Source organism: Cytobacillus firmus DS1, from assembly GCF_000565285.1.
Classification (GTDB): domain Bacteria; phylum Bacillota; class Bacilli; order Bacillales; family Cytobacillaceae; genus Cytobacillus; species Cytobacillus firmus_A.
Window position 1 is genome coordinate 118,307 of record NZ_APVL01000013.1, and the last position, 13,899, is coordinate 132,205.

Annotated in this window: 16 protein-coding genes, 1 pseudogene and 1 other annotated feature; of the genes and pseudogenes, 1 reads left to right on the forward strand and 16 read right to left on the reverse strand. The window is 42.1% G+C overall.

Annotated features, from left to right (window positions below; all coding sequences use genetic code 11):
• Window positions 1–20 precede the first annotated feature (20 nt).
• Complete coding sequence (locus tag PBF_RS17125; RefSeq protein ID WP_035331298.1) at window positions 21–563, forward strand: transcription repressor NadR; 543 nt, start codon at window positions 21–23, stop codon at window positions 561–563.
• 264 nt (window positions 564–827) lie between these two features.
• On the opposite strand, the gene pheA is transcribed toward PBF_RS17125, so the two are convergent.
• The 16 genes and pseudogenes from pheA to PBF_RS25535 form a co-directional block, all read right to left on the reverse strand.
• Window positions 828–1,706, reverse strand: coding sequence for a prephenate dehydratase (pheA, locus tag PBF_RS17130; protein ID WP_035331300.1), 879 nt, complete (start codon window positions 1,704–1,706; stop codon window positions 828–830).
• A 132-nt stretch (window positions 1,707–1,838) separates the two neighbouring features.
• The gene (locus tag PBF_RS17135) at window positions 1,839–2,294 is read right to left on the reverse strand and encodes an ACT domain-containing protein (protein ID WP_035331302.1); all 456 of its coding nucleotides are present in this window, start codon (window positions 2,292–2,294) and stop codon (window positions 1,839–1,841) included.
• Window positions 2,295–2,319: 25 nt separating this feature from the next.
• On the reverse strand, window positions 2,320–3,612 hold the full coding sequence (obgE, locus tag PBF_RS17140; protein ID WP_035331304.1) for a GTPase ObgE: 1,293 nt from the start codon (window positions 3,610–3,612) through the stop codon (window positions 2,320–2,322).
• Between the two features lie 142 nt (window positions 3,613–3,754).
• The gene (locus PBF_RS17145; protein ID WP_035331306.1) at window positions 3,755–4,306 is read right to left on the reverse strand and encodes a sporulation initiation phosphotransferase B; all 552 of its coding nucleotides are present in this window, start codon (window positions 4,304–4,306) and stop codon (window positions 3,755–3,757) included.
• A 237-nt stretch (window positions 4,307–4,543) separates the two neighbouring features.
• Entirely contained in the window at window positions 4,544–4,837 is a 294-nt protein-coding gene (rpmA, locus tag PBF_RS17150) for a 50S ribosomal protein L27 (RefSeq protein WP_009333115.1), read from the reverse strand.
• On the reverse strand, window positions 4,838–5,176 hold the full coding sequence (locus tag PBF_RS17155) for a ribosomal-processing cysteine protease Prp (protein ID WP_035331308.1): 339 nt from the start codon (window positions 5,174–5,176) through the stop codon (window positions 4,838–4,840).
• Window positions 5,177–5,189: 13 nt separating this feature from the next.
• Window positions 5,190–5,498, reverse strand: coding sequence for a 50S ribosomal protein L21 (gene rplU, locus PBF_RS17160; protein ID WP_035331309.1), 309 nt, complete (start codon window positions 5,496–5,498; stop codon window positions 5,190–5,192).
• 13 nt (window positions 5,499–5,511) lie between these two features.
• Window positions 5,512–5,591, reverse strand: a sequence feature (ribosomal protein L21 leader region).
• 196 nt (window positions 5,592–5,787) lie between these two features.
• Window positions 5,788–7,236, reverse strand: a complete 1,449-nt coding sequence (locus PBF_RS17165) for an Rne/Rng family ribonuclease (RefSeq protein ID WP_051488940.1) — start codon at window positions 7,234–7,236, stop codon at window positions 5,788–5,790.
• A gap of 54 nt (window positions 7,237–7,290) precedes the next feature.
• Window positions 7,291–8,157: a M50 family metallopeptidase gene (locus PBF_RS17170; protein WP_035331311.1), complete on the reverse strand. Its 867-nt coding sequence runs from the start codon at window positions 8,155–8,157 to the stop codon at window positions 7,291–7,293.
• Window positions 8,150–8,926, reverse strand: a complete 777-nt coding sequence (locus tag PBF_RS17175; RefSeq protein WP_035331312.1) for a M23 family metallopeptidase — start codon at window positions 8,924–8,926, stop codon at window positions 8,150–8,152. Before PBF_RS17175 ends, PBF_RS17170 begins: the two co-directional genes overlap by 8 nt.
• 135 nt (window positions 8,927–9,061) lie before the next feature.
• Window positions 9,062–9,865 carry a septum site-determining protein MinD gene (gene minD, locus PBF_RS17180; protein WP_035331313.1) on the reverse strand — a complete coding sequence of 268 codons (804 nt, stop codon included), beginning with the start codon at window positions 9,863–9,865 and terminating at the stop codon, window positions 9,062–9,064.
• A gap of 1 nt (window position 9,866) precedes the next feature.
• Window positions 9,867–10,544: a septum site-determining protein MinC gene (minC, locus tag PBF_RS17185; protein ID WP_035331314.1), complete on the reverse strand. Its 678-nt coding sequence runs from the start codon at window positions 10,542–10,544 to the stop codon at window positions 9,867–9,869.
• Between the two features lie 258 nt (window positions 10,545–10,802).
• Window positions 10,803–11,318, reverse strand: coding sequence for a rod shape-determining protein MreD (gene mreD / locus PBF_RS17190; protein WP_035331315.1), 516 nt, complete (start codon window positions 11,316–11,318; stop codon window positions 10,803–10,805).
• Window positions 11,315–12,199, reverse strand: coding sequence for a rod shape-determining protein MreC (mreC, locus tag PBF_RS17195; RefSeq protein ID WP_035331316.1), 885 nt, complete (start codon window positions 12,197–12,199; stop codon window positions 11,315–11,317). Before mreC ends, mreD begins: the two co-directional genes overlap by 4 nt.
• Before the next feature lie 326 nt (window positions 12,200–12,525).
• Window positions 12,526–13,548: a rod shape-determining protein gene (locus PBF_RS17200; RefSeq protein ID WP_035331317.1), complete on the reverse strand. Its 1,023-nt coding sequence runs from the start codon at window positions 13,546–13,548 to the stop codon at window positions 12,526–12,528.
• A gap of 160 nt (window positions 13,549–13,708) precedes the next feature.
• Window positions 13,709–13,861, reverse strand: a pseudogene (locus PBF_RS25535) (JAB domain-containing protein); the annotation flags it as partial.
• Window positions 13,862–13,899: the final 38 nt, after the last annotated feature.

The window sequence follows — 13,899 nt, forward strand, 5'->3', positions numbered from 1 at the left end:
GATTATAAGGGTGAGGAAATATGAATGAACAGAAAAAGGTGCTTGGAGAAGAGCGGAGGACCTTTCTGCTTCAGCTGCTGAAAGAAAGCGGACAGCCCATTACAGGGGGCGACCTTGCAGCAAAAACAAATGTAAGCAGACAGGTGATTGTTGGGGATATTACCCTTTTAAAAGCAAGAAAAGAGCCAATCATTGCCACGAGCCAGGGTTATATGTATCTTCATCAGGCTGCTCCTGCATCAGCAGCCGAGCGGGTCATTGCCTGTCATCATGACCCCGCGAGGACTGAAGAAGAATTGAATCTGCTTGTCGATCATGGAGTTACTGTAAAAGATGTACGAATTGAACATCCCGTCTATGGTGACTTAACTGCATCGGTTATGGTATCTACCCGCCAGGAAGTCAAGCAATTTATGGATAAAATTACTTCCACAAAGGCTTCTTTCTTATCAGAATTAACAGACGGCATTCACCTCCATACTCTTTCTGCAGCCTCAGAACGAAAGCTCGATGAAGCTGAGAAATTATTAAAAGAAGCGGGATTTCTTATTAACTTGGAGTAGTTTTAAATATAGGCTGTTGTCAAAAAGTTTGTTGCTTTTTGTATATTATTTACTGAGTTGATTGCAGCGGAAGGTGCGAGACTCCTGCGGGAGTAGCGGGACAGGTGAGACCCCGCAGACGCGGAGCGTCGAGGAGGCTCACCGCCCGCCCCGCGGTTCGCTGAGCATCCTGGAGCGGAAATCAACGGACAACATTGTTAGACCAAAAACAACATTCTATAAGCAAAGAAGGACCCGGATATATATTTGCCGGATCCTTTTTGTTTATTCCTGCAGAACTCTGCTGTTCTTATTCCGAAGCTGAAAATATGGATAGCTCCCCAAAACCTTAACGTTGCATCCCAATGCTTCCAATTCAGCAGCTGCCCCGGGGATAAGAACATCGTCCTGCTTCATATCCACGTCAATAATAAAGAAATAATTTCCCAACCCTGTTTTCATCGGCCTCGATTCAATCTTAGTCAAATTAAGCTTCCTCCAGGCAAATGCCGAAAGCACCTGATGAAGAGCCCCTGACCTGTCAGCCGGCAGCGTCACCATAACAGTTGTCTTATGCCCCGCAAATTCCTTTCGGTCTTCGCTGATTGACAATTCCTTATTGGCTAATACAATGAACTTTGTATGGTTATAATCAAAATCATGGATATCCTCTTTAACGATCGCCAATCCATATACTTCTGCAGCTAATTCATTAGCAATGGCGCCTGCCCGCATGTCTGGATTTTCTTTTACAAATTGAGCTGCCGCTGCTGTGGAAGTAGTGCTTTCACAAGGGATTCCTTTCAGCTCTTTATACAGAAATTTATGACATTGTGCAATAGCATGGGAATGACTATAAACTGCATTGGTTTTATCCCACTCCTTAGCATGAGCTGGATGAACCATAAAATGCTGGCGAATAGGCGCTGTCAGTTCGCCGATAATCGGAAAATCCACTTCATGGATTAAATAGTCCAAAGTAATGTTCACTGAGCCTTCCAATGCGTTTTCCAGAGGAACTACCGCCAGCTCTATTTCATTCTCATTTAAAGCATCAAAACAGGCAGGTATTGTTGGGTAGGCAACTGCTGGCTCATTAGGGAACAAGCTCCTGGCTGCAATATCTGTAAAAGTGGCTTTAGGTCCTAAAAATCCTAACTTCACGGTAATTACCTCCTTTTTCTTCAGACTTATTTTAAATCACTGAAAATTTTCTCTATACTTTATTACTTTAACATATGTATGTAATTTACAAAATAAAAAATGAAAAAAGGGCAGGGTACAGAGCACATTTTCTCATGCACCCGTTCCCAGCACCTCTACTTTTTCTACAAACTCCAATTTTCGAAGCCTTGTCAAGAGTTCCTCAATCTCGATGCCCATTTCAGTTACATTCAGGGAAAGCGTGACATTTGCCCTTCCCTGAAGGGGAATGGTCTGGTGAATTGTTAAGACATTGCACCCCGATGAAGCCACAACGCCCAATAAATGTGATAAAGTCCCTGACCTGTCTTCCAAATGAAAGAATAAAGTGATCAGCCGTTCTTTGACAACAGTATGGAAAGGGAACACAGTGTCTCTATATTTATAAAAGGCACTTCTGCTCAAATCAACTTTCTGGACAGCATCCCAAACCGATTCGGCTTTTCCCCTTTCGATCATTTCCTTCGCATCCAATGTTTTCTTCATGGCCTCAGGCAAAACATCTTCGCGAACCAAATAAAATTTCTTATCGAATCTATCTTTTCTCATTTCTCCACCCCGTCAATCGAGAAGGTTAGTCAATAAACTCGAATTCATAATCAAGCAGCTTAACGGTATCCCCGTCTTTTGCTCCTTTTTCACGAAGAGCATCATCGACACCCATGCCGCGCAGCTGTCTGGCAAACCTGCGGACAGATTCATCTCTTGAGAAGTCAGTCATCTTAAAGAGTTTTTCAATAGCATCGCCTGATACAACGAACACTCCTGCAGGGTCTCTCGTAATGACAAATTCCGTTTGTTCAGCTTCATGCTTGTAAAGAACGCGGTGGACACCTGTGTCTTCCTCTTCTTCATGTGACAGCGGGAATTCAGGGGTTTCTTCAACCTTATCAGCAACGGCAAATAATAAATCTCTTAACCCTTGTCTTGTTAAAGCGGATATCGGGAAAATCGGATAATCTTCATCAAGCTGTTCCTTGAATTTTTTTAGATTTTCCTCTGCATCAGGCATGTCCATTTTATTAGCCACAATGATTTGCGGCCTTTCTGTAAGACGCAGGTTATATTCTTTTAATTCTTTATTGATCGTCAGATAGTCTTCAAAAGGATCTCTGCCCTCAACAGCAGCCATATCGATAACATGAACAATAACCCTTGTTCTTTCAATATGACGCAAAAACTGATGGCCAAGGCCTACTCCCGAATGGGCGCCTTCAATTAATCCAGGCAAGTCTGCCATGACAAAGCTGCGTCCATCTTCAGTCTCAACCATTCCCAGATTGGGAGCAATTGTCGTAAAGTGGTATTCCGCAATCTTCGGTCTTGCCGATGATACAACTGACAGTAAAGTCGATTTTCCCACACTCGGGAAACCTACTAAACCAACATCAGCTAAAAGCTTGAGCTCCAGCACAACATCCCGTTCCTGGCCTGGTTCGCCATGTTCGGACAATTCAGGAGCAGGATTTGCAGGTGTCGCAAATCGGGTATTTCCCCTGCCTCCACGGCCCCCTCGTGCTATGACAGCTCTTTGCCCGTGCTCAGTCAGATCCGCGATTACTTCCCCTGATTCAGCATCTGTTACAACTGTTCCCGGCGGCACTTTAACAATCATGTCCTTAGAATTTCTTCCATGCTGGTTTTTGGACATGCCATGCTCACCACGGGGAGCTTTAAAATGACGCTGATAACGGAAATCCATTAACGTGCGCAGTCCTTCATTCACTTCAAAAACAACATTGGCACCCTTGCCGCCATCTCCTCCGGCCGGGCCTCCGTTCGGCACATATTTTTCCCGGCGGAAAGCAACCATTCCGTTGCCCCCGTCCCCGCCTTTAACATAAACCTTGACTTGATCAACAAACATATATAAATTCCTCCCGTCTGCAGTATGTCCCGATTGACTGGCATTCAGCCAGATTACCGGCACTGACCGGATCCGCTACTTACACTTAAGAAGTGCCCAGCCTGCAGAGTTTCACACTTAGTATTGCTTTTTTTGGCGAATATCACTCGCTGCCATTCCGAATGAATGGCACAAATAATTCCAATGCAAGCTCCTCTTCAGCTAATTCCTGAACAGCAGCTGTTATGTCAGCGTTCTTCTTTTTAAAGAACTTCTTCAATTGATCCATATCTGTTAGTATTCCGCTAAAATCAAAAAAGAAACGAGCCCCTTCTTTTTCATGCCTGATGGATACAGATAAATGATTATCATGGTAAGGCTTTACTGATGAGTCCAAAATGGCGAAAAAAGAGTCTGTCCACTCAGAAAGGACAGAGTCATCCAACCGTCCGGCAATGGGATCGTCGAGCACCTCATATTCAAGCTGAAAGTAGTGGTTCTCCCAATTATAAGTTAATAAAAGCGAAGCAAACTCAGGAAGATTCAAATTCGAAAGTCTTGCTTCCTGCTGTGCTTCCACCACAATTTCATCTATGATTTCCTTAGCCCTGTCTATCTTATTAAGGGAAAGATTGCCTTTAATTAATTGTATTTTATTCAGCCAGTCATGCCGGGCATGACGCAGCACTTCAATCATATTCCAGTCTTTTTCCATATATGCACTCCTGTATGATTATTAGGCTGTCAGAAGACTGTGCTTGCTGTAAGTATATCAAAAAACATAGGTACAGTAAGCAAATTTATGATAAATAAGAAAATATTGCTTATGCGATGAAGAGCTGCTGTCTTCAGCTGCAATAAATTCATTTGATCAAATATGAAGTGCATTAGCGGATTTTTTGCCAAAAAAAGAAAACCCTAACCTTGTGGGCTAGGGTTTTCTCGAAAAGGCTTACGCCTCTTGAGCTGCAGGATATACGCTCACTTGCTTGCGGTCACGTCCAAGACGCTCGAATTTTACAACACCGTCAACTTTCGCGAATAGTGTGTCATCGCCGCCTTTACCCACGTTTACACCTGGGTAGATCTTAGTACCGCGCTGACGGTATAGGATTGAGCCGCCAGTAACGAATTGTCCGTCCGCACGCTTAGCGCCAAGACGCTTAGAGATTGAATCACGGCCGTTCTTTGTAGAACCTACTCCCTTTTTAGAAGCGAACAACTGAAGATCTAATTTTAATAGCATTTATTCCACCTCCTGCTTTTTGAAGGTAATTTTTATATACTTTCCGTAGTCTTCTTCAATCGTCTGCAATGAAACAACCATGCCTTCAAGCAGAAGCTGCACTTTCTCATTCATGTCTTCCTGAAGATCAGGAAGGACACAGCGGAGAAATCCCTCTCCATGGCTGATCTCTGGTGTCACACCGGTTAGGGCATGGACAGCATTAATGGCACCGATGGAAACGGCAGATACGCCTGCACAGACGATATCCTTGCCTCTGTTTGCGAAAAATGCATGACCGCTTATTTCAAACAAATGAATATCTCCGGAGTCTTTACGAATAATCGTAACTTCAATCATCTTAATCGCCTGATTAAGCGTTGATTTTTTCAATCACAACTTTAGTGTAAGGCTGACGATGACCTTGCTTCTTACGATAGTTTTTCTTCGCTTTGTACTTGAATACAGTGATTTTCTTTTGACGGCCTTGTTTTTCAACTTTAGCTGTAACAGTAGCACCTTCAACTACAGGGCTTCCTACTTTTACGCTGTCTCCGCCAACGAAAAGAACCTTTTCAAAAGTAACTGTTTCGCCTGCTTCAGCGTTAAGCTTTTCGATGTAGATAGCTTGACCTTCTTCTACACGTAGTTGCTTGCCGCCAGTTTCGATAATCGCGTACATGAACTGCACCTCCTCTTAGACTAAGACTCGCCATCCCAGGCGCCGACACGGAATGCGGGCTTATGTACCTGTTCTGTGCGGTTGTAGCACGGGTGCGCTACAAACATAACATGAAAATCCTATCACATAATGATTAATCATGTCAATAAGAATTATATGATTCTCTTTGTTTGCACCTAAAATAACTTTTTGCGTGCCTATACAATTATAATGCTATTGGGCCTATTAGGGAAGTGGGAAATACTGCACTAAAAAAGCAGGCGGGTCGCTTAACCCAGCCTGCTTTGAACTAACCCAGCTCATTAACACTGCCAAACTTTCGGATTTCATAAAATGGCTTGCCATTTTCCTTAATAGAAAAAATAATTTTTAAGCCAATGCTGTCTTCGATTCTTTTTTTATGGTCGTCATTTTCCCCTGAGAATACCGCTGCTGTGTCTTGGGTAGTTTCGATCAGGACAGCTTCATGATCATTGCCGCGATGTTCCCACAGTTCTCTTTCCAGCCTGAAGGCAATGGTCTCAGCACTCAGCACTACTCCGGTGCCCTCGCATACTTGACACCTTTCAGTAAGTGATTCTGAAATGGCCGGTCTTGTTTTTTTGCGGGTCATCTGAAGGATCCCAAGAGGGGAGAATCCAACAAGATTAGTACGCCTTTCATCTTTTTTCAGCGCGTTCTCCATTATGGCAAGGATATGCTTCCTGTCGGATGCTTCTTTCATATCGATAAAATCGATTAAGATCATGCCGCCAATATCCCGGAGCCTGATCTGTCTTGCAGCTTCTTCGGCCGCCATTTCATTGGTTTTTAACACAGTGTCCCTGCGGTCATGTTTACCTGCAAACTTCCCGGTATTCACATCGATGACTGTTAAAGCTTCTGTTTCATCAAAAATAAGATATGCGCCATTCTCAAGCCATACAATTCGTTTCAGAGCTTTATCAATTTCAGCTTCAGCATTAAAAGCAGAGAAGATATTTTCCTTGCCGGTGTACAGTCGAATTGGCAGGGCGGTGCTTTTCAGGAGCACATTTTTAAGTGTTAAATCGTCCACAGCGATTTCACCGTCAGCCATTTTCTTCGCCTCTTCGATAATTTCCTTAATAAAAGAATCCGCTTCATACACTTTTCCCGGCTTCTTTTTCGTTTCCGCTTCCCTTAAAAGGGCCCTGTACTCCAGCCTGAGCTTTTCCAATTCATCTATAAGTTCATTTTCTTTCCTGCTGGCGCAGGATGTTCTGAAAATCAGACCTTCATTCTCTTCTTTAGCACGATAGCCAAATTGGCGCCAGCTTTCTCTTGCATCACTATCCTCAATTTTCTTGGAAACAGCAACATAACGGCCGTTTGGCATATAGATCAGTGACTCTCCTGAAAATTCAATTAAACCTGACAACCTTGGTCCTTTCGTACCCGCAGCGTCCTTTTCAACTTGAACAAGTATTCTTTCTCCCTGATGGATAAAGGAAGAAATGCTCCGTTTTTCCTTTACTTGCACATCCTCCTCAGAACAAATATAGGATGCCAGTTTGTCCCGGTGAAGAAATCCGCTTTGATTTTCCCCTATCTCTACAAAAGCTGCATTCAATCCAGGCATTACTTTTGCAACGGTGCCTAAGTAAATATCCCCAACTGATGATCGATGCTTTGGCTGGTCAATAAATAGCTTTTCGACCCTATTATCTTTTAAGTGCACAAATCGGCGCTCTCTTGATGCATAATTTACAACTAACATATCCAAAACGATTTCCTCACTTTAAAACATTATTTATTAATCAAGATTTGCTCTTCAGTAAACATAAAGCAAATCCCCAATTTTAGCTGTCAGTACTTTTTCCGCAAAGCATGCATGCAGCAGTTCATTTTCATCTAATGCACCCTTTTCTTTCCCGTCCTTTTCAACAATGATAGGGTGCTTGCATCCTCGCTGAAATCTTTCCAGTACGTCAATAACCAATTCTTCTTCCCGAACAACGATTGGTTTCAATGTCCGAAAGTCGCTATGCTTCCCATAATACCTTTCGAGGAGAAAACGGATAAAAACGAACCGGCTCTGCTTCCATTCATGATATAGCGAAAACACCAAAAAAGCGAGGATTACCCATATATTCAAGTTAACCGGAGATGTCAGCAAAGTTATTATAATGAAACTGATTAGACCCGCAGCCGAAATGAAAAGTGTTTTTCTGTGCGCTTCCGGAAATGCCTGATTAAGAGAAAGCCATAAGAAAACAAGCTTTCCCCCATCCAATGGCCAGACAGGGAGCAGGTTGAAAATTAATATCATTAAATTAAATTGAATAAACATATGAAAAATATCAGCAGACAGCCAGGAAAGCTCATAAAATAACAGGGCCGCCCCCATCATCCATATATGCTGAAACGGTCCTGCTATAATGACAATAATCTCCTCTTTCAACGGCCGGTTCCCATGTTCATCCATTTCCGCTACACCGCCAAATGGCAGGAGGGCAATCTTTTTTATTCTCCAGGAATAAAGGGATGCAGCAGCGGCATGACCCATTTCATGAACAAAGATAATCAGCAGCAGCATGCATAATTCCATAAAATGAGCAGTCGCAACAGACAGTCCGATAATCGCCCATAACAAAGGATGAATATGAATATGTGTAATTAATCCTGTTATTTTATTCAAATGGGATCACCTGGATCGGATCTATAAAATCATCATCTTTTTTAATCGCGAAATAAAAAGAGCCTTTTTCAGCTTCACCGGCGTCACCCGCCGTACCAATCCCGGTTCCTTTTTCGACATATTGATATAAGTTCACATTAATTTCAGCCAAATTTCCATACCAGGACTCACTTTTATCACCATGCTGAATAATGACCGTATTTCCGAAACCATCCTTCTTTCCAGCGAACCGCACAAGCCCTTCACTCATTGCTTCAATGGAAGCTTCCTTTCCTGTTTCGATAGTTATTCTCTGTCCATTATCATCAAATTCTTCCAGGATCTTTGCAGAAGCAGGCAATGCATATTCGCTGTTTTCTTCAACGTTCTTCTCATCACTTTTGCCATCTGAAAATGGCAGCAGGGCCAGAGGTTTGCCAAATTGTTCTTCATACCATCCGGAAACTGCGGCGAATTGAAAATCTTGCTCCATTGCTGTCTTTACAAAATCTCTTGCAGGAGCAAAAGTAGCTGCCTGGTTTTTAAAAAGAATGGCAGCGAATAAAAAAATACAGGCAGAAGCAAGCAATTTGAAAAGAAAAAGTTCTTTGCGAAATAAAGGGTGGTTTCCCTCTTCAAGCTTGCTTTCGTATGAAGGCAGCTTATTAAACCCGTACCGCTCTTCATCTTCTGTCCAAAGCACTGTTGAATCTTTCTTTTTCGAGAATCTCTCTTTGTCCTTTTTTCTCCGCTCAATTCTCTTACGTATTTCATCCGCTCTTGAATTCATGATATCCCCACCATTTCTATATAACTCTATTTGTACAAGTTTATGAGTTGTCCAAATAGAGTATGACTTGAAGTGGTGTCTTGAATAAAAAAATAAACCGGAGATGGCTCCCCGGCTTTGCTTCTATAGATCTTATTATTTTACTCCAAAAAACTTTTTCAGTTTTGAAAATACACCCTTACTCTCTTCTTCAAGAGGCTGAAGGGGTACAGCTTCACCAAGGATTCTTCGGGCGATATTACGGTAGGAAACCGAAGCTTTGCTGTTAGGATTTAAAGCTATAGGCTCACCATGATTCGATGCCTTAATTACTTCGTCATCATCTGCTACAATTCCGATTAGATCAATCGACAAATGTGCAGTTATTTCATCAACATCAAGCATGTCGCCATTTTTCATCATATGGCTTCTAATTCTATTTATTATCAGTTTAGGAGCCTCTACATTTTCTTCTTTTTCAAGCAAGCCGATAATCCGGTCGGCATCACGTACAGCTGAAACTTCCGGAGTGGTTACAACAATTGCTTTATCTGCACCGGCAACCGCATTTTTGTACCCCTGCTCTATTCCGGCAGGGCAGTCTATAACAATATAGTCATAATCCTGCTTTAATTCATCCACCAGCTTTTTCATCTGTTCGGGTGTAACAGCTGTCTTATCACTTGTTTGAGCAGCAGGAAGCAAATACAGCAGATCTTCAAACCGTTTGTCTTTAACCACAGCCTGATGTATTTTGCACCTGCCTTCCACTACATCGACCAGATCATAAATAATGCGGTTTTCAAGCCCCATCACCACATCAAGATTTCGAAGGCCAATGTCTGTATCCACCAGGCACACTCTTTTTCCCTGAAGGGCCAGAGCAGTACCTACATTTGCGGAAGTAGTCGTTTTTCCGACTCCGCCTTTTCCGGACGTAATGACAATCGCTTCTCCCATCCTAGCTTCCCCCTTGCAATCTAGTTATATTAGGTCTCAGATGCATCAAAACTTGTAATCTATCTACTGTAATTTGATCATTTTCATCAATATAAGCACATTCCATTTCCCGTTTTTCTTCATCCTGATCATTGTCAGGAGCACGGTTAATGAAATTGCTGATTCTTATTTGGGACGGTTTCATTAGCGAAGCTACCACCACAGCTTCATTGTTTCCATGACATCCGGCATGGGCTATGCCTTTTAGCGCCCCCATTATAAAGATGTTTCCTCCTGCCATAACAGTGCCCCCTGGATTTACGTCTCCGATAAGAAGCAAATCTCCAGCAGTTTCGAGAACCTGCCCCGAACGAATCACCTTCGCAACAGATACAACTTCGTTTTCTTCCTTCTGTTTTTCAGCTTCTTCTTTGGTAATGACATTGGAGCTTATAGACTCAACGATCAGGTTCTTCTTTTGCCTGATTAACTCCTTCAATTCTTCCTGCTGCTCTTTTGTGAGATAACGGTTTCCGACTTGTACCCTCACGGAAAGAAGCCGGTCTTCATCAGATCTGGAGTTTTCTGAAAGCTTTCTGTCAAGCTCTTTCTTCAGCTCTCCATAAGAGCATGAATCATCAAGATGCAAAGTCAGTCCATCTTTCGTACCTTTTATAGTAACATTTTGGTTTTTTTTCATTTCAAGATGTTCACCTCAATGATAAGAAACACATTCGTGCTGCTGCACTCTATTTTTAAGCAGGCATTTATTTCAAACACAGCCCGCAGGAGATTTCATAAAAAAATATGTCGATTATCCTTATCCTTATTTGCCTATAAAGGTAGAATTCGACAGAAACCTTCTAAATCCCTTTTTTACTGAAAATTATTCATTTAAAAGAAACCGGAGTCATCCGGTTTCTTTCTCTGCATTGTGAAATTATATCACTTCAAACAATTATTCATTTAAGCTATCTGCAAATTTTTCAGAGAGTCTTTTAAACGGGTAGACAGCTAATATAATGAAAATGGCATTCAACATCAGAGTAGGCAGGAGACGGGACGAAAGAAAAACTGCAAATTCCATATCTGTATGGTGAATTAATAAGTTCATCTGGTAAACACCGGTCTCAAGGAGAGAGATGCCCAAAATCACAATTATGGAAGCCATCGCTATATTCGTCTGAAGAATTCTCATTAGTTTGGTTGCAATAAAAGCAATGACCGGAAAAAGAAACAAGTAAATGCCGATAATTTCAACATACACAATATCAAAAAGCAGCCCGAATAATAGGCCGTAAAGAATTCCATGCTTTTTAGAGCCAAAAATGGTCAAAAAAAGCAATGCAGCCATCAGAAAATGGGGAACTGCTATTTTTCCGCTGCCTAATAAATCATGCGGAGTTACTTGAACAAATATGCTTTCACCGATAAATAAGGCCAGGAGTATGAGAGGAAGAAGGAATCTTCTCACAGTTCCTCCTCCTTCTCATCAACCATTTCCATTAGTTCAGGCTGTAATGCACCTCTTTTAACGACCATTACATGTCCAATATCATAGAAGTCTGCTCCCGGTTTAACATATGCGGTCTGAGTCAGACCAAATTCATCCGGAACAACATCTACAACCTTCCCAATCGGAAGGCTCTCAGGGAAAACACCGCCCAGACCTGATGTAATAACGTTTTGATCCTTTTCAACCTTAGCATCATAAGGAATTCTTTTAAGCAAAAGAAGACCTTCTTCTTTGTCATAGCCTTCAATCAGACCGAAAAAGTTATTCTCGCCTGCCTGAATTTTAGCTGAGATGCGATTGGTCGGATCCATTGAACTAAGAAGCTGGACGGTTGAAGTAAATGTATTGCTGCTTTTTACTTTGCCAATCAGGCCTTTTGACGTAATAACAGCCATATTCGGTTCGATCCCGGCATTTTTCCCCTTATTTATAATGAGCAACTCATGCCACCTGTCGGGATTTCTTCCTATTACTGTTGCCTGCTTTGGCTCAAATTCACTTAAAGAATCTTTCTTATCCAGAATCTCACGAAGTTCCGTATTATCCTTTTTCAGCCTTTGAACCTCAGACTCAAGTCTTGCAAGTTCATCCAGCCTTGTCTTCAGATCTTTATTTTCTTTGTATGTATTTTGCAAGTCTTCGACATTTTCAAAGAATCCCGCCACATAATTCACAGGGCTGGAAACAGCATTTTGTATAAACCCGGTAGTATCTTTTAAAAATTGTTCTGGCCAGGTCAAATTTTCTCTATCCTTCAAAGAAAATCCAATCAATGCCACGAGAATGATAATGCTGACAAGCAAAATAATCAGGCGTTTGTTCAGAAAGAACTGTGGCATCCTTTTACACCTCGAATAGTATTTTTTCAGGAAAGCCTGCGCCATTTAGGCACTGCTCAACAAAATATAACATATATCTGCAAAGATATCATTTTATGCTCGATAAAGTGAAACTTCAATCAGTGGGGAGCGCTTTTTCCCCGCTGATTGTTAGTTGAACCAATCGGGCCTTTGCGGCCTGTTTGACCCCCACTTCTTCCTTTGATTCTTCTGAGCTTTGAAGTGGGGGGCTTACTGCCCGTTAGACTGCGATAAAAAACCAAATTTGAGCCCATACACTTTAGAGAAGTGAATGGGCTTTATTATTTTACTTATTCAGAACTCTGTTATCTGGATTCTTTAGCTTTTGTTTTGAATAAATCGATATGGTCAAGGGCTTTTCCGGTACCTATTGCGACACAGTCCAATGGGTTTTCTGCAATAAGGACTGGCATTTTCGTTTCTTCGCTGATCACCTTGTCCAGATTGCGCAGAAGCGCCCCTCCGCCAGTCAGGACAATGCCCCGGTCCATAATATCTGCTGCCAGTTCAGGCGGGGTTTTTTCAAGAGTATTTTTTACTGCATCCACAATCGCATATACTGTATCATTCAATGCTTTTGAGATTTCTTCAGCAGTAATTTCAATTGTTTTTGGCAAACCAGTCAACAGGTCGCGTCCGCGAATTTCCATGTTTTCGACGCCCTCCGGATCTCCGGCAGAGCCTACCTCCACTTTAATTGTTTCAGCTGTACGGTCACCGATCATCAGGTTGTAATTTTTGCGGATATAATTGATAATCGCATCATCCATTTCATCACCGGCAATGCGGATCGATTGACTTGTAACAATTCCGCCCAGGGAAATGATAGCTACTTCAGTAGTTCCTCCACCGATATCAACTACCATGCTTCCTGTGGGTTCCCAAACAGGAAGATTAGCTCCGATTGCTGCGGCAAATGGCTCTTCGATGGTATAAGCATCCCGGGCGCCAGCCTGGCGGGTTGCATCAACTACAGCTCGTTCCTCAACTGCTGTAATGCCTGATGGTACACAAACCATTACATACGGCTTGCCTGAGAAGAAACCCTTATTTTTATTGGCTTGTTTAATATAATATTTCATCATGACAGCAGTGGTCTCATAATCCGCAATAACGCCATCCTTCATTGGACGCAGTGCAACAATATTGCCGGGAGTACGGCCGATCATATTTTTTGCGTCATTGCCGACGGCTACAATATTTTTAGTATCTGTCTGCAATGCCACTACTGACGGCTCTCTGACAACAATTCCTTTTCCTTTAACATAGACAAGTGTATTAGCTGTTCCTAAATCTATTCCAAGGTCTCTAGTACCGATTCCAAACATAAATGGTATCTCCCTTTCTGATACAAATTGCTCATTTTCCTAAGTAAGGTGTTTTAATGGAATTTTCTATTATTTTTCTAGTACAATCCGCCTCCAAAATGCAAGGCATCTCAAAAATCATAACCAATATTATAGCGTAACGTCAAACAAAAACATAGTGTTATAAATACCCTTTTTCCTTTAAACTGACAAATTTATTTTCACCGATGATCAGATGGTCCAGCACATCGATGCCGATTATTTTTCCGGACTCTGCAAGTCTCTTGGTTACTTCAATATCTTCCCTGCTTGGAGTCGGGTCACCGCTCGGGTGGAAAAGGACATGTTTTGTTCAGACATATTCGGTAACTC